12 protein-coding genes and 1 pseudogene are annotated in these 19,404 nt (G+C 67.5%); 6 read left to right on the plus strand and 7 right to left on the minus strand.

Annotated elements, in window-relative coordinates:
* Nucleotides 1–37 precede the first annotated feature (37 nt).
* Nucleotides 38–3,043: a family 16 glycoside hydrolase gene (locus OH804_RS04830; RefSeq protein WP_406063060.1), complete on the plus strand. Its 3,006-nt coding sequence runs from the start codon at nt 38–40 to the stop codon at nt 3,041–3,043.
* Nucleotides 3,044–3,446: 403 nt separating this feature from the next.
* Here OH804_RS04830 and OH804_RS04835 read toward each other — a convergent pair whose 3' ends face one another.
* Both OH804_RS04835 and OH804_RS04840 read right to left on the minus strand, forming a co-directional pair.
* Nucleotides 3,447–4,010: a hypothetical protein gene (locus tag OH804_RS04835; protein ID WP_406063062.1), complete on the minus strand. Its 564-nt coding sequence runs from the start codon at nt 4,008–4,010 to the stop codon at nt 3,447–3,449.
* A complete protein-coding gene (locus tag OH804_RS04840) occupies nt 4,007–4,339 on the minus strand; it encodes a PadR family transcriptional regulator (RefSeq protein ID WP_406063064.1) in 333 nt (110 codons plus the stop codon). The genes OH804_RS04835 and OH804_RS04840 overlap by 4 nt, the downstream gene beginning before the upstream one ends.
* 1,177 nt (nt 4,340–5,516) lie before the next feature.
* On the opposite strand from OH804_RS04840, the gene OH804_RS04845 reads away from it, so the two are divergent.
* Nucleotides 5,517–8,090 (plus strand): hypothetical protein, encoded by a 2,574-nt coding sequence (locus tag OH804_RS04845; RefSeq protein ID WP_406063066.1) that lies wholly within the window; start codon nt 5,517–5,519, stop codon nt 8,088–8,090.
* Nucleotides 8,091–8,218: 128 nt separating this feature from the next.
* On the opposite strand, the gene OH804_RS04850 is transcribed toward OH804_RS04845, so the two are convergent.
* The gene (locus OH804_RS04850; protein WP_406063068.1) at nt 8,219–8,653 is read right to left on the minus strand and encodes a CHAT domain-containing protein; all 435 of its coding nucleotides are present in this window, start codon (nt 8,651–8,653) and stop codon (nt 8,219–8,221) included.
* Nucleotides 8,654–8,810: 157 nt separating this feature from the next.
* On the opposite strand from OH804_RS04850, the pseudogene OH804_RS04855 reads away from it, so the two are divergent.
* Nucleotides 8,811–9,413, plus strand: a pseudogene (locus OH804_RS04855) (IS5 family transposase); the annotation flags it as partial.
* Here the strand turns inward: OH804_RS04855 and OH804_RS04860 are convergent.
* The 3 genes from OH804_RS04860 to OH804_RS04870 all read right to left on the minus strand — a co-directional run bounded on the left by OH804_RS04860 (nt 9,382) and on the right by OH804_RS04870 (nt 13,531).
* Nucleotides 9,382–9,999 carry a hypothetical protein gene (locus OH804_RS04860; protein ID WP_406066791.1) on the minus strand — a complete coding sequence of 206 codons (618 nt, stop codon included), beginning with the start codon at nt 9,997–9,999 and terminating at the stop codon, nt 9,382–9,384. The pseudogene OH804_RS04855 and the gene OH804_RS04860 overlap by 32 nt on opposite strands.
* Before the next feature lie 102 nt (nt 10,000–10,101).
* Entirely contained in the window at nt 10,102–12,066 is a 1,965-nt protein-coding gene (locus OH804_RS04865) for a hypothetical protein (protein ID WP_406063070.1), read from the minus strand.
* Between the two features lie 172 nt (nt 12,067–12,238).
* Entirely contained in the window at nt 12,239–13,531 is a 1,293-nt protein-coding gene (locus OH804_RS04870) for a CHAT domain-containing protein (protein WP_406063072.1), read from the minus strand.
* Nucleotides 13,532–13,691: 160 nt separating this feature from the next.
* On the opposite strand from OH804_RS04870, the gene OH804_RS04875 reads away from it, so the two are divergent.
* From OH804_RS04875 to OH804_RS04885, 3 genes are read left to right on the plus strand one after another with little or no spacing between them, the layout of a single operon-like run.
* Entirely contained in the window at nt 13,692–14,048 is a 357-nt protein-coding gene (locus OH804_RS04875; RefSeq protein WP_406063073.1) for a CATRA system-associated protein, read from the plus strand.
* Nucleotides 14,017–15,504 (plus strand): CATRA conflict system CASPASE/TPR repeat-associated protein, encoded by a 1,488-nt coding sequence (locus tag OH804_RS04880; protein WP_406063075.1) that lies wholly within the window; start codon nt 14,017–14,019, stop codon nt 15,502–15,504. The genes OH804_RS04875 and OH804_RS04880 overlap by 32 nt, the downstream gene beginning before the upstream one ends.
* A gap of 3 nt (nt 15,505–15,507) precedes the next feature.
* A complete protein-coding gene (locus OH804_RS04885; protein WP_406063077.1) occupies nt 15,508–16,887 on the plus strand; it encodes a hypothetical protein in 1,380 nt (459 codons plus the stop codon).
* Between the two features lie 1,094 nt (nt 16,888–17,981).
* Here OH804_RS04885 and OH804_RS04890 read toward each other — a convergent pair.
* Nucleotides 17,982–19,151, minus strand: coding sequence for an IS110 family transposase (locus OH804_RS04890; protein ID WP_406063079.1), 1,170 nt, complete (start codon nt 19,149–19,151; stop codon nt 17,982–17,984).
* Nucleotides 19,152–19,404: the final 253 nt, after the last annotated feature.

Raw genomic sequence — 19,404 nt, forward strand, 5'->3', positions numbered from 1 at the left:
TCCTACCTCGGCCAGGACCCACCCACCGGGAGGAACCATGCCCGCACCGAACCGATGGCGCCGTCGCCGTCGCGTCAGTCTCGTGGCCGCAGGTGCCGCTGTCGCGGCCCTGCTCGCTGCGGTCCCCATCACCCCAGCCGGGGCCGCACCCATCACCGCCGATGTCCCGCCGCAGGAACCCGGCGTCACCCTGCGCTCGTACGACATGGGAGCTCCGCTGTCGGCGCTGTGCGACCTCAAGCCGGCACAGACACCGAACGTCGACAAGCTCATGCCGCAGGTCAGCTGGACCACCACCGACGAGTTCGGCCTCTCCGACCGGTTCATCAGCCACGTCATCGCCAACCTCGCCGCGCCCGTCGACGGCGAGTACACCTTCCGGCTCACCAGCGACGACGGGTCACGGCTGACGATCGACGATCAGCGTGTCGTCGACCACGACGGGCTGCACGGCGAAACCTCCAAGGAAGGGTCGGCCACCCTCAGCGCCGGCCTGCACCCATTGCGCATTGAGTTCTTCGACAACGGCGGCGGCCAGGTCCTGCGGCTCGAATGGCGCCGCCCGGGTGCGACCAGCTTCGAGCTGGTACCGAACTCCGCGTTGAGCACCGACGCCGACGTCGTACGCGTCACCGCGCCGGGATGGAAGTACTGCGAGGGGGCCACCGACTCGGCCGGCGACGGCCTGCCGCTCGACCGGGTGCACCCGGGCTACACCCTCACCGACCTGCGCCCCGAAGGGCTTCAGCCGCAGGTCACCGGTATGGCGTTCCGGCCCGACGGCGACCTGATGATGTCCACCTGGGGCGGCACCGACAACGCGACTGGCGAGATCTACGTTGTCGAGGGCGTCACCGGACAGACCAGCCCGGAGCAGGTGGCCTACCGTAAGTTCGCGGAGGGGCTGCGCGAGCCCCAAGGCGTCGCCGTCGTCGACGGCACCGTCTACGTCAGCCAGAAGCACGAGCTGACGGCCCTGCGCGACACCGACGGCGACGGCCTCGCAGACGACCGCCGCACGGTCGCCACCTGGCCATGGGGCGGCAACTTCCATGAGTTCGCGTTCGGCCTGCTCTACCGGGACGGGTACTTCTACCTCAACCTCTCGGTCGCCATCGACCTGGGCGGCGCCACCACCGTGCCCCAGCCGGCGTCGAACCGCGGAACCTCGATCAAGGTGGACGCCAAGACCGGCGAGATCACCTATGTCGCAGGAGGGCTGCGCACTCCCAACGGGATCGGGTGGGGCCCCCGCGGGGAGGTCCTCGTCACCGACAACCAGGGCGGCTGGCTGCCCGCGTCCAAGCTGGTCCAGATCCAGCAGGGGGCGTTCTACAACCACTACACGACGCCCGCGGGTCCGTTCGACGACAAGGCCGTGACGCGTCCCATCGTCTGGATCCCGCAGAACGAGATCGGCAACTCGCCGTCGACTCCGGTGCTGCTGAAGCAGGGACCGTACGCGGGACAACTGGTCGTCGGTGACGTGACCTACGGCGGCCTGCAGCGCGTGTTCCTCGAGAAGATCGAGGGGCAATACCAGGGCGCGGTGTTCCGGCACACGCAGGGCCTGGAGGCCGGCGTCAACGAGGTCACCCTCGGCCCCGACGGCGCGCTCTACACCGGTGGCCTGGGCGCCGGCGGCAACTGGGGCCAGGAGGGCAAGCTCTCCTACGGCCTGCAGAAGCTCACACCCAACGGCACCTCGGTCTTCGAGGTCAAACAGATGCGCGCGTCGCGTGTCGGGTTCGAGCTGGAGTACACCGAGCCACTGTCGGCCGAGACCGCGCAGGAACTCGCCGACGCGTACCAGGTGACGCAGTGGCGCTACGGCGCGACGAGCCAGTACGGCGGTCCGAAGCTCGAGCTGGAGACGCTCAAGGTGACCAAGGCCGAGCTGTCGACCGACGGCCGCACCGTCAAGCTCAAGATCCCGGGCCTGAAGGAGAACCGCGTGGTGCACGTGCGCTCCCCGCGTCCGTTCTCGTCCGCCGACGGCGAGGAGCTGTGGAACACTGAGGCCTGGTACACGCTCAACGAGATTCCGGGCCGGGTGGTGCAGCCGCAGACCTTCTTCGAGGCCGAGGAGGGCCGTACGGCCGGCGTCGGCATGGCGACCGACCACGCCGCCTACTCCGGTGCCGGCTTCGCCGCCGGGTTCGCCCAGGACGGCTCGTCGACCAGGATCTCTGCCGATGTCCGCGAGGCCGGGACATACGACCTGGCGATGCGCTACAGCAACGGCCCGAATCCGTACTCCGGCGAGAAGCAGCTGAGCCTCTACGTCAACGGTGAACGGGTCGAGCAGACGGTCTTCCCCTCCACTGTGACCTGGGAAGAGTGGGGCACCGTCACCACCACCGCTCGCTTGAACAAGGGTCGCAACGTGGTCGAGTACCGCAAGGAGGCAGCGGACTCCGGGCACCTGAACCTGGACGTGCTCGCCGTCCGGCCACACGGCAAACGCATCACGCTGTTCAACGGCGGCGAGCTCACCGAGTGGCAGCACACCGACGGGCGCGAACCCTCGTGGTCCGTCGCCGACGGCGCCATGACGGTGCGTAACGGGGACCTGCGCACGGTGGAGGCCTTCGGTGACTTCCGGCTGCACGTGGAGTTGAACCTGCCGCTGTATCCGCCGGACGTGACCGGCCAGGCGCGCGCCAACAGTGGGGTGTACCTGCAGGACCGCTACGAAATCCAGGTACTGGACTCCTTCGGCATCGACCTGCCGCAGAAGAACGACGCCGCAGCCATCTACACCCAGAAGGCCCCCGACGTCAACGCGGCGCTGCCGCCGCAGACCTGGCAGACGTACGACATCGTCTATCGGCAGGCCCGCTACGACGCATCCGGGCAGAAGGTCGCCAACCCTCGCGTCACCGTGGTGTGGAACGGCGTCAAGGTGCACGACGACGTCGAGATCCTCGGCCCGACTGGCGGCAGCCGGCCCGAGGGCCCGGCGACGGGTGCCATCCGACTGCAGGACCACGGCAATCCGGTCCAGTACCGCAACATCTGGATCGAGCCGCTGGACCGGTAGTTTCGCCAGTGGTCAGAACGCGGATGGCCGGGTACCGGTACGCCGGCCCGGCCGTCCGCGGCACAGCCTCTGCCCTACTCAGCAGGGCACGCAGGTGCGGACTTGAGTGCCGTCCTCGTCAGCGAGGGCTACTGCCGAGGTGGTCCAGGCGCCCACCGCATGCCCACTCCACGAAGACATCCGCGCCCATCTGGCCGAGGGTGAGGTCAATGGTGATCAAAACATTTATAGAGCGTCGAAGACGGACGCCGAGATTGCCGACGTGCGGAACGGTGGCGGCGGCATCGTCCGCCAGGCGCAGAGGTAGAGAGCGGGGGATGCGGCGCCCATCGGCACCGCACCCCAAGAGCGTCATCTGGACAGCGGGCTGCCCGTTCGACGGCTACAGCACTGGCGTGCTGGCCTACCTGCGTCGAGGCATGAGACGGCGCATGAGCCCTTTGAGCTTGCCGTGTTCGTTTCCAGGCAGAGCCATCATCCGCTTTTGCCAGAGCCTGTTCTCATGCCAGGACGTGACATCCACCGTCGCACGCCAGGACTTGACCTCTATCGCGACGCCATCCAGCTCAAGGTCCTGGGCATACTCGGGCTTCCACTCGTCCACATAGAAGACACGCTCTCCCGATATCGGATGCTTGACGACTTGCAGGATTTTCGTGGCAGACGTCTTCCGTAGCCGGTAGCGGTCACGGGCCGAGCGGATGGCCCGATTGGCGGCCCTGGGTGCAGCTCGACCGGCAGCCCCGAGGGTGAACCGCACGGCGGTCAGGAGCTTCAGCAGCTTGCCGGGTCGGTCGTCGATGACTGCCGTCCACTCCTCGGCGTACCCTGCGGCCATCTCGGGGTCGGTCGTCCAGCGGTAGGCCGACCACTGGGCCAGCTTCCGCGCGGCCCAGGGCGAGATGTCGGTGACCTCGTTGACGAGGAGTCCGAACAGGATGCCGAGGATGATCTCCCAGTGGTTCACGCCTGGCACCAGCCGAAAGCCAGGCGGGTCCGAATGGTCGACGCGGTCTTGGGTTGCCGTTGGGCGATCAGCTGTCGGGCACTGGCCACGCCGTGTCCGGTGAGCTGGTAGTAGCGGCGGCGAGGCTTGCCGGGTTCGGTGTTCGTGTCCCAGCGGGAGGTCACCCACCGCGACTCACCGAGCCGCTCCAGGATCTTGTAGATGGTCGGTCCGGACTTCCCGGTGGCCTTCATGATCGCCCAGCCGTGCAGCTCGTGGTCGTCGGCTTCGAGTAGGGCGTTCAGGACGGCCAGGAGTGGTCCTGTAACGCGCACAGGTCCGTCAGGCATGCGCTTAATGATAGTAGGTGAAATAAGGCTCGTCTACTCTCGACGCGCTGTCACATAGGAGCCCACTTGCATTGGGGTCGCCTGGTGGCGGGCACGGTCCGTCGAGGTGCAGGCGTAAGAAGGCGGTGCGGTGCCGATCGGCACCGCACCGCCTCGCGTCTATCTCACGGGCCGCCACCTCCCGCAGGAGGTCGCGCGGCCTCCTCGGCGGGCTGCGGTACGGACGCAGCAGTCACCTCGGGTTGCGCGGTCTGATCCTGAGCCTCAGCACGCGAGTGGAGGCCATCAGGATTGGACGAATACTTGATGCGGAACGCGACGGTTTTCCAGTCGACCTCGAAGCTTCCGCCCTTCCTGTCGACCTGCCTCACCAGCAGGACTACGACAAGAAGGAGCAAGATCGCGATCGCCGGGGGAGTGGCCGCCGCCGCGCACGCGGTAGCGGGAACTCCCACAGTTGCGGACCTAGCTGCTCGTCATGGGCATGTGTGGCGCCCACCTTTCGTGGCTCGTCGGATGGCACACCGCACGGGCAGGCTGGAGCGTTCTGGTCGCCTGTCCGTGCCGACGCAAGCTTGGTGGCGAGGTGAGGCCGCCTCCGTCACGCCGAGGACCTCCAGACATCACCCATGCCTGGGATCCATTGGTTCCCTGCCATGTTGCAGCCCTGGCTGCCTTGATCGGAAGTGGCCCTCACTGGGTTACGCTGTGCGCTGAACTGCCGATGCTGGCTGCGGGCCGGTCGGGACTGAGATTTCTACCGTGCTGAGGAGCCGACGGTGGAATTCGAGATCCCTGGGAGCCTGGACGGGCTCGACCTCGACGCGCTGGGCCAGTTGGAGACGCAGGCCGTGGCGGCGTTCGACGCCCTGCGCGACGACCCGGCCCTGGACGCTGCCGGGCCGGGAACCACATCGTCGGCTGGGCGGCTCGGCCCTCCATGCTGCCGGTGTGGGCGGACAAGACAACCGAGCCGGAGAACCGGACGGCCAGCTTCGTGTCGGATCCGCAGTTGGTGCGATGTCGGTCGGATACATCTGCCGTCCGATAGTCCGGCGGGGGTTTCTCGGCGGCACGCGCGGCTCGTACTCTGCGCTCAAGCCGTTGCGGCCGCGGCATTGCTTCGCCGTCTTGCCGCACGCTCGTCGGTGACCTCGACGGAGGGATGTGTTGGTCGATGTCGAATAACGCCGCTGCCGGGGATCCCACCGCGAGCCCGGCTTTTGGTGCCGCGTTCGGCGCCGTCGAGTCTCGAGTTGTCGAATACGGACGGGCTCGCGATGCCCGCCTGGTGATCTACGATGATGCTTGGCGCGAGGCCATGACGCTGTTCGGCATGGCGGACCGGGCGTTCGGCGGCGAAGTGACCAGTCCCGCGTTCTTCCTTGTCGGTTGGCTTTGTTGGTGCCGTTACCAGGAGGCGGCGCCGGGCAGCGACATAGAGAACGACGCGCTCCACGCCGCCGTTTCGGCCTTCGCCCGGCTGCCACACGCGTTGCACTCGCGCATACCAGAACCGCTCCGTCAGCTCGTTGCGGTGATCTGGGACCGGTCGAAGCCCCGTGCGAACATGCCGGACCTTGGGGCAGATGGCCTCTTGAGCCTGTATCAGGCCTCGGGGGAGAAGGAAATACTTGAGCGCGCCATCGCGGCGGCACGACAGGAGCTGGCGGCCGATCCGTCGGCGGTGAGCTTGGTGCACTTTGTGTACGCCTTGAAGGAGTACTACAGCCGGACGGGAGACATGCATAGTCTCGACGAGGCCATTGATGTCGGCACGCAGTGGCGGAGTGAATTCAGGGGCCAGTTCTTCTACCCGTCGGTGCTTGCCAATCTCGGGACTTGTCTGCGCGAGAGGTTCGTGGCGACCGGCGCAGGGAATGACCTTAGTGAGGCTTGCGTGGCCCTCGGCGAGGCGTGTGAGGCCATGGGCCCAAATTATCCTTTTCGACCCGCTATCATTTCTGACCTAGCGCTCGCACTGCGGAGCCGGGCCTGCCGGGACGAGGATATTGAGGGGTTCGCCGTGCCGCTGCGGTTGGGGCGCGAGGCCGTTGATCTGTCGGCGGAGCCGGTAGAGCGCGCGAAGAGGCTGATCAATCTTGCGGAGACCTACCGGGCACGGTATCGGGTGTCAGACGACCGGCGTGACATCGACGCCGCGATGGAGGCCTGCACGCAGGCGCTGGGCCACTTCCCGATCAGCTACGATGGTCGATCGGTCGCGGTGCGCACGACGTTGGAGATCCAGGAGATGGTTGCCGCCGGGGCCACTCACGCCGCACCGGACAGCGCTGATCCGCTCAGCGCCGCGGCTCCACCCGGCTCTGCCGATGACTACGACGAATTCCAGCTCGGAAGTCTGAGACTTCAACGGTTGTTGGTCACCGGCGACACCGCCGATCTGGACGCATCCGTCGAGCTTCTCGGCGCCGCCGCGGCTGCGGTCGACCAGTCGAGTCCAGTTTTCTCAGCGGTTCACAACCAACTCGGAGTCGCTCTGCGCCGCAAGTTCCAGGCGACCGGTGATCTCGCCCTGCTGGGATCGTCCGTGCGCTCCGGTCGGCTGGCTGTCGCGCATGTCCGCCCCGAGAACGACCACGGCGCGGCCGAGTCCAACCTCGCACTTAGCCTCCGCCATCGGTATCGCCGGATCGGCGACCTTGCCGACCTCGATGAAGCGGTCACGCTGCTGTCGCGGTCCCTCGATCTCGTCACGGCGGTGGTCAACGGAGGCGCGGTAAAGGAGCCACCGGCAACAACCGGATCCGAGCTACCCGAGCCGGGCGGGGTGGCATCCGTTGACCCACGAGAGCTGTCCCTGACGCTCAGCAACTTGGGTGTTGCGTTGAGGCTCAGGTATGAGGCGTTGCGGGATCCGGCTGATCTGAAGCAAGCGATCGAGTGCGGCAGGCGCGCGGTTCAGACAGCCCGCGATGACGACCGTGCGAGAGGTCAGTTCCTCAATAACCTCGTCAGGGCCCTGCGGCTGGCCGCGCTGAGCGATGGGCTTGGGGAGGCCGTCGCCGCGCTGAGGAGTGAGCTGATCGAGACGGCGCGGGAGGCTGTCCGGGTGACCCCGCAGGGAGACCCAGAGAAGCCGATGCGGATGTCGACACTCTGCGAGGTGCTCAGCGAATGCGCTGATGGCGATCGTGCCCTGCTCGACGAGGCCGTGGTGATCGGGCGCGGTGCCCTTGCTCGCACCCCACCCGACATGCCCTCCATGCCGGCGTCGCTCGCCGCACTCGCCAGCGCTTTGAAGGGCCGCGTCGAGGCCGGATACGCCGACCGGTACGACCTCGACGAGACGGTGGCCGCACTGAGGATTGGCGCGAACCTACGGACCGCCACCACCGCCGAGCGCCTCCATTTTATGGCGCAGTGGGCCCACTACTCGCGGCTGCGGGGGCGCGATGAGGAGGCGGTGGCGGCCTACGCCTCAAGCGTCGAACTACTTCCTTTCGTCGCGTGGCCGAGCCTGTCGCGTGGTCGGCGTGAGGAACTCCTGGTGCCATGGCGGGATCTTGCCAGAGACGCCGCCGCCCACACCCTGTCGACCGGCCGGGCGGATTTCGCGGCGGAACTGCTGGAGGAGGGGCGGGGCATCCTGTGGACGCAGTCTCTCAATCTGCGGTCGGACCTGACCGCGCTGACGGAGGTCGATCCCGAGCTGGCCGAGCGCCTGCGGCTGGTGCGTCAGCAGCTGGTCGTTGTGCCCGGGGTGGGATTTAGGGGCCGATGTGCATGAACGGTGTCCACACGCTGGGGTTGTTCGGGGATCGCTGACGTAGCCGGGATACCGCGTCGTGGAGTGCGTGGCGGATCGGTCCGGGTGCAGGTTGCCGTCGTCGACGATTGCGCGGTACACGTCTTCGGCTACGTCGGCAGCACTGGCGTCCCAGACGACCAGAGGGTCGCGATCACGTGGCGGTATCCGGTGTAGTGCAGGGCAGCGGCCAGGGTGATTGCCTCGTCGGGGAGGCCGACGCCTCCGGTCGCCGTTTTGCAGGCTGACAGGAAGGCGAAGTCACCGTGATGCTGGCGGGCACTGATGTCCAGGATCGTGAGCATGCCGTCGTGTAGGCGCAGGTCTCCGCGGGATGGGTCGGTGAGGTTCTGGTCTCCGTGACAGCTGAAGTGAACCCACCAATGGGTGGGCAGCTGTGCGAGCACGGCCTGCGTCGTGGCTCGTGGGCCGTCGAGGAGCACCCTCGCGTCGGCCGGGAACAGCGCGTCCAGCAGTGCCACTTCACGCTCCACGTTGGGCAGCGGTGGCTGCCCCGGCGTCTGCGGAAGTGCGACGATCAGCATCGAGTTGTGAGAGGGCGGTCCGAAGTTACTTGATCTGATCTACGCGATGCGTCCGGTTGGAGGCCTTCCGGTAGGTTCGCTGTCGATAGCGGCTGGTCGATTTGCGGGATGTGAGTTTTGGTCGTGACTGTCGGGCGGTAGCGGCGTTAGCCTGGGCATGGGTGATCGAAAGCGGTATCCCAGTGACGTCAGCGATGAGCAGTGGGCGTTGATCGGGCCGTTCCTGGACGCGTGGAAGGCCCGGCGTGTCGCGGTGTCGGTGTCGGGCCGTCATGGTGACTACGACTTGCGGGAGATCGTGAACGCGATCTTCTACCAGAACCGGACCGGTTGTCAGTGGGCGTAGCTGCCGCACGACCTGCCGCCGAAGTCGGCCACCTACTACTACTTCGCCCTGTGGCGTGACGACGGCACCGACCAGGTGATCCATGATCTGTTGCGGTGCCAGGCCAGGGAGACGGCCGGCCGTCGGGAGGATCCGAGCGCGGTCGTGTTGGACACCCAGTCGATCAGGGCGGCGAACCACGTCCCGGTCGCCACGACCGGCAAGGACGCGGCGAAGAAGGTGTCGGGGCGTAAGCGGGGCTTGGCGGTGGACGCGCTGGGTCTGATCATCGCGGTCGTGGTGACCACGGCGTCGGTCACCGACAACGCCATCGGCATCCGGCTGCTCGACAAGGTCGTCGAACATACCCCGACGGTGATCCGTGCCTGGGTCGATGCCGGGTTCAAGCAGAACCTGGCGTTGCACGGCGCCGTGCCCGTCCGGCATGATCGTGGGGGCACGACCTCACGGCTTCCCGCCCAGCCCGCACCGCCATTTCCAAATCGGCCTCGTCGCCGCCCCGGTCGAAACGAACACGCAACGCGGTGGCCAGGTTGGCGAGTGCCAGTGCCCTGACAGGCCCGGAGGGCAGTGCGGCGAGTTCCGTCGTCAGCCGAGCGACTGCGTGCTCCAGAGCTGCCGGATCGCCTGTGTTCGCCGCGCGTTCGAGCCATTTCGCTCCACTGTCCATGCCGCCGCCAGTGCGTTTCAGCAGGTACGCGCGGACGCCTGCAGGCATCACCAGGGGGTCCGCGTCGGGCAACAACCCGAACAGCACTACCGCCTCTTGAAGATCTGTTTCGCGCTCGCCGGGCGGTAGCACGGCCGCTCGGTACCAGCGGTACCACGCGAGCACGTGCAGAACCTTTGGCGGGTAGCGGCCCGGCGAGAGCGCCCCACACCGCAGTAACTCCCAGGCGTCGGCCATGATTGCGGGGTCGAGGATGCCGGCGTGGTCACCAGCTTCGTACGCCTGTATCCGCCGGCTGACCGTGTCGATCAACTGATCAACCTTGGACATCCGCGGCTCCCAACAATCTAGAGGCATGCTCCACGACATAACAGAACTGAGCTTCGAAACGGGTCCTCTGCGGCCACCGCCTACCGCACTGCTGAGGCCTACCTACCGGTGAATTGGCTTGGCGCCGCCCGCCTCAGCCATCATCGCCGCGACGTGGCTCAAACGGTCCGCCAGCTCCGGCGCGACCGCCCGCAAGCTGGCCAGGTCACCTCGGGCGTCCAGCAGCTGCGACCACTGCACGGTCCGCCCCCGCTCGACCAGCGTCACCGCTGCTTGCGGGTGCCCGGCGTGCAGGGCCGCCGCCGCCGCATCGGCGCTGAGCTGCTCCGCTTCCCTACGCAGCATGCGCTCCTTATCGGGCCGGGCCAACCCGCGCCAGGCAAGCCGGGGCAGCAGCTCGACAGCGGCCACGGCTGCATCCAGCGCTTCCGGCCAGTCCCGGTCGCCGGCGGCGAGAGCCAGCCAGGCCTTGGCGCTCTCCATCCGGTTCGGCGCGGAGGCCGCCTCGTCGCGGGTGGCCGCCCGATATGCCGAAATCGCCGCCTCCAGGTCGTACCGGGAGGCGGTCATCCGATGGCGGGCCGCGTGCGTCTCTCCGAGCCAGCGCCGGAACCACCAGGCCTCCGTCCGGGTACGCCGGAGCTCGATCGCGGCGGCTTCCGTGGCCAGGGTGACGGCCTCGTCGAGTGACGCGCGATCGTTCCGCTTCACGAGCAGGTGAGCGAGATTGCCCATCCGAACCGCCTGGTACCGGTGGCCAGCGGGCGTGTGCGCGACTACGGTCCGCATCACCTCAATAGCCTCGTACAGGTCGGCCGCGCTTCTCCGCAGGTCGGCCCGGGTCGATAGCGCCCCAGTGAGGCTGTTCAGGTAGCTGAGGCGGTCGGTGTGGTTTAGGTGCGGCATCGCCACGGCGGAGCGGGCGGCCTCGACCGCGCGGTCGGCGTCAGCAGCAACGCCCCGCACGACCAGCCGGTCGAGCAGTGCCATGCTGAGCCGCGAGAGCATGTCGGCCGCCGCCGGCGACGGCTCGCGGGGCGCCTCTAGCGTGGCGATCGCCGCATCGAGGTCCGCGACGTTCCCGAAGCGCACATGACGTCGCCGGAGCAGGTCGGCCAAGAGCGCTTCGTCGGCGTCCGGGGCGGCGCGCAGTGAGGCCACAGCGTCGTGCAGATCGGCAGGGTCGCCCGTCCAGTCGTACCGGGTCCGCAGCGCCTGGGCGTGACCCGCGACTGCGCCGGGGCGCATCGGCGAGTCCGTGCCAAGCCCGGCGACCCGGCCCGCGGCGAGGGTCACGATCCGGTCAAGGTCCTCGGAGTTGCGGGTCATTACGTACCGGCTGGTCAGCAGCGATTGCAGGTTGAGCAGCCGGGTGCCGGCCTCCCTGAGCTCCAGAGGTGTGCGCGTCACCACCCCAGTGAGCAAATCGATCGCCCGGTCGAGGTCGCGGACGTCGGCGGTCGCCTCGCCCCGGGCCCGCAGCGAAAGCGCGAGCATGGTTTCGTATGACGCCTGGTCGTCCGGATATTCGGTGTCGCGTACCGCCCGCGAGGCGCAGTTGACCGACTCGTCGAGGTCGGCGAGCCGGCCGGTCGCGAAGTAGCGATCTCGCAGCGAGACGCCGAGGTTTGACAGATAGAGGGGTAGCCCAGGCCCGCCCAAGGCGACCGCCGAGCGGGCCGCGTCGATCGCCGCATCGAGGTCCGGCTGGCTCCCGGTCCTCTCGTACCGGCTGCACAGCAGCGCACAGAGTCCATTGACCAACTGCGGCCGGGTGTCGTCCTCCGGCCCTGCCAGGGCGAGCGCACGCCGGTTGAGCCCGAGCGCCGTCTCCAGATCTTCCTCCGCGCCCGCGAGGAAACGGTCGTAAGCCAGTCGGGCGAGCGTGAACAACTCGCCGGGACGATCGCTGTGCTGTTCCAGTAGCTGTCGTGGCCCTTCCGGTACGAGGTCAGGCTGCCCGCGCAGCAGGTGGCGGTACAGGGTCATGGCGTGGTTTATGGCGTCACCGTCGTCCATGTCGGCCTGGTAGCGGGCGAGATGCACGTCGGCAAGCAGGCGCAGCACCGGCGGGGCGATGGTGCCCGTGGTGCCAGCAGTGGCCGTCCACAGAGCCTCGGCCTCGGTGGCGGCGGCCGGACCGCGTACCCAGGAGGCCTCGCCAGTGGTTAAGAAGGACTCCACACGCCGGGTGAGCGAGCGGTAAAGTTCGTCGACTGAGTCTGTCATGGGTAGGCCGTCATGGTCCGATGTGAATAAACGGGATCCAGACGCTCGGCCGGTCGAGGTTGCGCCCCCGTAGTTCCACCACGGCGCGATGCAGCGCGGCCGCTGACCGCTGAGGATGCACCCGGCCGTCCTGGACTATCTGTTCGTACACAGATTCGGTCACGTCGGCCGCACCGCGGTCCCACACCGACCACAGTGTGGCGATAACGTGCTTGTAGCCGGTGTAGTGCAGTGCGGCCGCCAGGGTGATTGCCTCATCCGGCAGGTCGAAACCTCCGGTGGCGGTCTTGCACGCCGACAGGAATGCGAAATCACCATGATACTGCCGGGCGGTGATGTCAGTGATGCTTAGCAGGCCGTCGTGGAGCAGCAGTCCCCCCTGTGACGGCTCGGCGAGGTTCTGGTCACCGTGGCAGCTGAAGTGAGCCCAGCGCCGGGCCGTCACTGTCTCCAGCACTGCCGCCACGGTCGCGTCCTCGCCGCACAGCAGCTCGAGCCGATCGGGCAGCAGCCGTTGCAGCAGTTCCACCTCGCGGGTCACGTTCGGCAACGACGTCTGTCCGGGGGTGTCGCTGAGTGCCACCACCGCCATCGAATCGCGCACTGCGGTGGCGGGCGCCGACGTGGAGCGGGTCTGTGCTTCCAGCAGTGCGCGAAGCGTCGGTGTGTAGGAGGACACCACCCGGTCGATCACGGATGCTCCGGGTATGTCGTGACGGCCGGCGGCGTGCATGGGCAGCAGCGTCAGCGCCCCGGTCGGGCACCACCACAACCGCGGCGGATCCTGATCGGCCGGCGCAGACCCGTTCAGTTTGAGCGCGTCGAGGACGGGTTTGGTGATCACGTCCCACATCCAGGCGAGGAGGCCGGTGAGATGAGCCTCGGTGGCCGCGTTCACCTGTTCATAGGCTTGTATCGCGGCGAGCAGGTCAGCACGGGAGATGTTTCCGGCCAGCTCCTCGTCGCGGGCATCCACCATCGCTAGGTGCGCTGTTTGATCGTCGTGCAATGCAATGAGGTAAGCCTGGACTCGGTCGGTTACCGCGTCCAGCGTTAGGTCACCGAGTTCGACTCCAGCGACCTCGACGCCGGCTCGCACGATCAACGCGTCGCAGCGCCACTGGCTGACATTGATGATTACCACCGGGCCGCCGGCGGCTGCCTCGCGCAACCGTTCGATGCGCGGCGGGCGCAGGAAATCCTCGAAACCCTTCAGGGCGCGGACCTGTTCGACGAGCTCGTCCCACTCGCGCGCCAGCGCCATGCGACGGTCGATTTGGCGGGATAGGTCGGGTTCGGTCACGTCGATCCTCTCCGCAGACAGAATTGGTATCAATGCATATCGCACCGAGACGGAGATCGGCGAGTGCCGCCGTGCCACGCCTGAACGAGGGTAGGAGGAGACCGAAAGCCCCCTCGGCTGTCAAGCGGGTGCGGGGCGGCGTTCGGCTAAGGTGAGCACTGTGGAACACGATCGGTACCGCGAGCGTGTCGAGTCCATCATGACGCTGCAGCTGACCTCCGCCGAGTGGGACCGCGTCCACCGGGAGCTCACGGCCGCCGTTACCGCGCTCGCCATCGGCGACGAGACCGCCTTGCAAGAGCCGATGACCCTGCTCCGGGCCTACGACGGTCTGCGGACACGCCGACGGTTCAACCCCGACATGGGCACGTCGGAACTGTCGCCGATGCCGGACTCCGTGCGCGCGGTCGCCAACGACCTGGTGCACCGTCTCACACCCGAGCCGCCGGATGAGCAGCCGCAGCCCAATACCCGCGAAACCTCCGATGACGATGCCGGCATCGTTGACCGTCACTGAGCCGGCGCTGCTGGCCCATGCGTTCTTCGCGGCGGACGGCCGGGGACCCGAGCACGGCGGCGAAACGGGCCTGCGTGCGTTGTGGGATGCGATGGCGAAGATCGGCCTGGTTCAGGAGATCGCCGGTATCCCCGAAGAGCTGCGGCCCGTCGCGGTCGGCGGTTTCACCGAGCGGCTGACCGTCCTGGGCGGGCTGCAGACGGCCGACGGCGCCGGACAGTTCATCGTCTACCAGGACCACGATGTCCTCGGAGCCAGCCTGCTCCTTGCTCCGGACACGGCAGGCACCTCCTGGATCGGCTTACAACGGGAGTGGGAAAAAGTACTCGGAGAGGAGCTGGCGGTCACCGGCGCATTCGGATCTGCGGTCGTTTATCTGGCTCAGGTCAACGGTGAGATTGCCGCCCACACATCGATCAAGCCGTTACTGGCGCTATTACCCGCCGCTGACCGGGCGAATCCGGCCAAGGCCATGTTCGATCGCGGAATCAGCTTGTGGGAGCTGCCACCGATCGGTGCCGGCGCGGTCGCCCAGCATCGGCGTTTCGCCGCGATCGCTCCTCCATCAGAGAAGGACGCACTCGACCGCTGGCTCTGGAGTGATGACCGCCCGGGGCTGGTGCCCTTCACCCGCTACCTGCTGCACGCCGCGAAACTGCGCTATCAGCAGCTCGTCCTGGTACGGGACCTCCCCGCCGTCCGCGAGGCCATCGCCGATGCCAGGAAACAATGCGACGCCCTGACCGCGGAGCTTCAACACCCCCTGCCGCCGGTCCGGCTGCGGGCCACCAGCGGACGGCTTGCTGGCGCTCAGTCGCGGGAACGAGGCCTGGTGGACTCACTGAGCCGCATCCGGGCGATGGCCGGAACCGTGCATACCGCCGAGCGCAACATGACGGCGGCACTCGAGAAGCCTGCCATCGACCAGCCGGGCAGCCCGCTCGACAACGACCGGCACATCGCTGCCTGGCTTACCGATCAGCTCGCAACCGAGGAGACGTATCTGCAGGCCACGAACGAACGCGTCAGCCAGGTAACCGGCATCGTCGCCACCGCCGTCGAGACAACACAGAGAACACGGCAAGAGTCGCTCACCCTGCTGCAGACCTCGCTACTCGGCGGCCTGGTCACCATGCTCGCCGCGATCCAGAGCCTGGAGTACAAGCTGCCAATCCGGCCGGCGCTCAACGCCCCGCTCATCGCCGCGCTGTCTGCGATCGCCGTGTGGCTGCCCACCGCGATCCTGCACTGGCCGCCAGGATCCCGGCGCGGCCGGTGGAGGCTGTTCGACGGGCTGCTCTACGGCTTCGTCGGGGGCACACTCGCCTGGCTAGCGACCGGGATCGTCGGCGTGCTCACCACAGGCGACACGCCGCACCCGCATTGGACACTGCCGATCGCCGCCATTGCCGGGTTGTGTGCCACCGCGGTGCCCCGGCTGCGCCGCGGAGCTTGACAGGTGGGTTCCGATCTGGCCGAGCTCGTGTTGGCCGCCAGCGAGACGCAATTGATGCGGCTATTGGATTCTTGGGCGAATCCCACCGATCCGCGCCTGACGAGCGAGCCTCGCGAGGTCATGGCGGCCGCGCTGCCGTCGGCCTTGCTGCTGAGGTACCAGGAGTCAGGCAACGCGACACTTCTCGACCGGGCAATCACCTTCATCCGAGGCTGCCTGCACGACGGCGGATTCGCCGCCGACCTGCAATCCAGCCTTCGCTCCAACCTGGCGACCTTCCTGTTGCTGGTATACGAGCGGACCGGCGCGGCCGCCCTGCTCCAGGACGCCATCGCCACCTTCCAGGCAGTTGTCGATGACGGCACCGCCCGAGGCGACGAACTCGCCGGGCGGCTCGCGGCTCTGGGCCATTCCTACGCCTTACGTGCTGACGGCTTCAACTCCCCGGACGACCTCGACCGAGCGATCACCTCGCTGCACGCTGCGGTCACCGTGCCCGGGCTAAGTGCGGACAAGGCCGCTGAGTGCTGGTCTGACCTTGCCGGCGCGTGGCGCGACAAGTACGCCCGAAGCAAGGATCCGGCCGCCCTGGCGAACGCGGTGAACGCCCTGCGGCAAGCCGTCCGGTCTGCGACACCCGGAACCCGGCCGGAACTTGTCAACCGGATCAACCTCGCTGGCACTATGCGGATACACGCCGGCCTGATCGGGGATCTCGCCGAGCTCGACGAGTCGATCCGAGAGCTGCTCGAGATCGCCGCCGGGCCGACACCCGATGGCCATCATCTTCAGTACAACCTTGGACGAGCTTACCTGGAGCGGCACAAGCTCACCGGAGCCGACGACGACCTGACGGAGGCGATCTCGGCGTTGCAGGGCGCGCTCGTCGCCGCGGACGCTGATGGGCAACGCTACGCCCGCATCGCGCTGGACCTGGCCGGTGCGCTGATCCGGGCCGGGAACGGATCCGGCGCGGCACTGCGACTGATCACGATCGCTGCACGGCATCCGTCCGCGACGGTCATGACGCGATTCGAGGCGGCGACGGCTGCCGCCCAAATGGAAGCGGCGCCCGCATCGCTGGCGTGGTGGCGTGCGGCCGTCGACCTACTACCCGTTCTGGCCTGGCGGGGTTCGCGACATCGGGACCGGCAGATGGCGATCAAACGGTCCGCCGGAGCTGCCCGGACCGCTGCCGCCTGTGCCAGCGCCATCGGAGAGCCTGCTGAGGCGGTCAGCATGCTGGAGACCGGCAGGACAATCCTGTGGAATCAGCTCTTGGAGGCCCGTGCCGGTCTGGACGAACTGGCGGCAGCACGGCCCGATCTGGCTGAACGCATGATCGTCATCCGACGCGATCTCGATCGAACGCATCACGGGTGACTGGCGAGCCCGGATCCTCGCTCGGCCACGGATGCCAGCCACCGCCGATGACGATGTGCTCAGGAGGGTGAGTCCAGTTGGGTACGAAGCCCATTGGGGCGCTGTGCGAGGTCGGTGCTACAGCGGAGACCTTACCGGGGTCATTAGCAAGCCCGCTGTGAGGCGGCCGGAGATCCCTGGGTCGACTCCGGCTACGTGTTCGTACGCAAGACGGCAGTCCCATCCACCCCGGCTACGGCATCCGCCGATTCCGGCTACTGACTAACCGGGCAGGTGGCCCGCTGATGTGGCTGCACGATCTGCGCTACGGCGCTGCGTCCCTCGCCCACGAAGCCGGCGTCGACCTCAAAGCTTGGTGAACGGTTCGGACACAAGCATCCTGGTTAACGGCACCTGCACCAGCGTCCTACCCCTCGCCGAGCGCCGCTGCGTCGATGCTCCCACCTAGGTCCGCGACCGTGCCTGAGAACCCGTGCACAGGTCCGCGGCCTACCGGTCGCAACGCAATGGGATACGGCGGGCCGAGCGTTCAACGGCGGCGACATGCGCGGGCGATGATGGCTGCGCGATCTACGGCAACGAGCGGTGCGCCGTCCGAAGGTACGGCGGCTATCGGAGGGTATTGATAGCAGGTGCCGGTGGGAACAGTTGACGCAGCGTCGGGCCGATGGCCGTGGCCAGTGTGCGTCGTCGCCGGAGTGCATGATCAGGTTGATTGCCCCTGTCGCAACGTGTCCGGTGCGGGTTTCGGCGGCCGCGGCCGCGATGTCGGGCAGGCTGAGGTCGGCGAGTAGTCGCCGTACCAGGACGCCTTCACCCCTCAAGGCCTCGGCGTTCGGATTCTCGCCGAGCAGCCGCGCACTCTCCAGGCACAAGTCTTCGCCGAACAGTTGGTTGCCGTGGGAGTCGGTGCCCCACGCGTAGTCGGCGCAGGCAGCGATGGCCCGCCATGTATAGCCTTCAGCCCGCCATTGCCTCACTTGGCGCGCGATGTTCGTGGTCAGGGTCAGCCCCCACGCCTCCAGCACTTTGCCAATCTAGGCTGAGCGTCCTGACGTAGCCGCCGGTGCGTCCGGATATGGCTCCCCTCTGTGTCAAGACAACGCTGGGAGCGGAGTTCTAAGCTGGGTCTTGGCGGGTCCGGGAAGTGACTTCTCCGAAGAGCCGGCTTGGGGATGCGAGCTGGTCACGCTGGAGTCAGTGGTCGTTCCCCGTTGTCCTCCCGGGCCCGCTGCCGTGGCGGCCACGGCGTCGTTGATCATGCACCGGTAGACGATGTCGGATAGGCGTCGTTTCAGCGCGCGCAACGCTTCCATTGACGTCTTGCCGGAGGCTTTCTTGCGGTCGAAGTAGGCGCGTCCTTCGGTGGGGTTGCGGAGCTGGACGGTGGCCATGATGTGCAGCACTCGGTTGATCTGCCGGTTTCCGGCGCGGGAGAGCCGGTGTCGCACCTGCTCGCCGGAGGATGCGTCGATGGGGGCGGTGCCGTTCCAGGAGGCGAAGTGGGCCCGGTTCGGGAACCGGGTGATGTCTCCGACCTCGACCAGGAGCCGGGCGGCGCCGGATGGTCCGATGCCGTGCAGGTCCATGAGGGTGGTGCCGGTGGAGGCGACGAGTTCTTTCAGTTCCTTGTCGGCGTCCTTGGTGCGTTGGTAGACCCGTTCGAGGTCGCTGATCAGCTCCGCGGCGACCCGGCGTCGGGCTTTGCCGACCGTGTCGCGGGGTCGGACCTTGGCCAGCAGTGCCTTGGCCTGGGCGGCGGACAGGCTCTTCTTCGCCCCACCGGGAATCAGTTCCAGCAGCAGTTGGTGCAGCTGGGAGACTATTCGGGTGTGGTCGACACCGAGGGAACGGCGCCTGTCGATCAGGATCCGCAGCAGGGCGAGCTGTTCGTCGTTGACCACTGGGCGCAGTCCGGCCATGCGGGTGCCGACCAGCGCGATGGAGTGAGCGTCGGTGGCGTCGGTCTTGCGGCCTTGGCCGGTGGCGAACACCCGCGCCCTGGCGGACAGCTTCGGCGGGACGTCGACGACCTGTTCGCCGTCGGCGAGTAGCCGGTTGGCGATGTGCCGGCCGATGCCCTGGCAGCCCTCGATCGCCCAGACCCGGTTCGGCCACTGCTTGGCGTACTTTGTCATCGCCGCATAGCCGTCGCGGTCGGTGTCGAACCGGCCGCCGCCGACGATGGTCTCGTCGCTGGTCATGACCTCGATCGTGGCGGAGCGTTTGTGCGGGTCCATCCCGATGACCACACGATCTGACATGCCACTCACCGCGCTCTCCGATGCTCGATCCGCTTGGGTTGTCGAGCCGGGAGGGCAACGCTACTTCGAGCCGAGCAAACCCCTCTTGAGCCTCTCCCCGCCCTGGGGCGGCGCCCGGGCCGCGCAGGCCAAATGAGAGCCACACGACCAGCGTGGGCAGCCGCAATGAGAGCGACAGCCCGGGCGCCTCGACCGAAGCCTGGCCGGGCCACGGTCGCAGGTCAATGAAACAAGTAGCCGCTGACAAGGCGCG

The organism is Micromonospora sp. NBC_00860 (assembly GCF_045207375.1).
GTDB lineage: Bacteria > Actinomycetota > Actinomycetes > Mycobacteriales > Micromonosporaceae > Micromonospora > Micromonospora vinacea.

What these genes read in the sequence shown, in the direction of transcription:
- OH804_RS04840 (WP_406063064.1), bottom strand. Translation starts at nt 4,339, where the DNA reads ATGCCTGACGGACCTGTGCGCGTTACAGGACCACTCCTGGCCGTCCTG.
- OH804_RS04890 (WP_406063079.1), bottom strand. Translation starts at nt 19,151, where the DNA reads ATGTCAGATCGTGTGGTCATCGGGATGGACCCGCACAAACGCTCCGCC.
- OH804_RS04850 (WP_406063068.1), bottom strand. Translation starts at nt 8,653, where the DNA reads ATGCTGATCGTCGCACTTCCGCAGACGCCGGGGCAGCCACCGCTGCCC.
- OH804_RS04830 (WP_406063060.1), top strand. Translation starts at nt 38, where the DNA reads ATGCCCGCACCGAACCGATGGCGCCGTCGCCGTCGCGTCAGTCTCGTG.
- OH804_RS04845 (WP_406063066.1), top strand. Translation starts at nt 5,517, where the DNA reads ATGTCGAATAACGCCGCTGCCGGGGATCCCACCGCGAGCCCGGCTTTT.
- OH804_RS04860 (WP_406066791.1), bottom strand. Translation starts at nt 9,999, where the DNA reads ATGTCCAAGGTTGATCAGTTGATCGACACGGTCAGCCGGCGGATACAG.
- OH804_RS04880 (WP_406063075.1), top strand. Translation starts at nt 14,017, where the DNA reads ATGACGATGCCGGCATCGTTGACCGTCACTGAGCCGGCGCTGCTGGCC.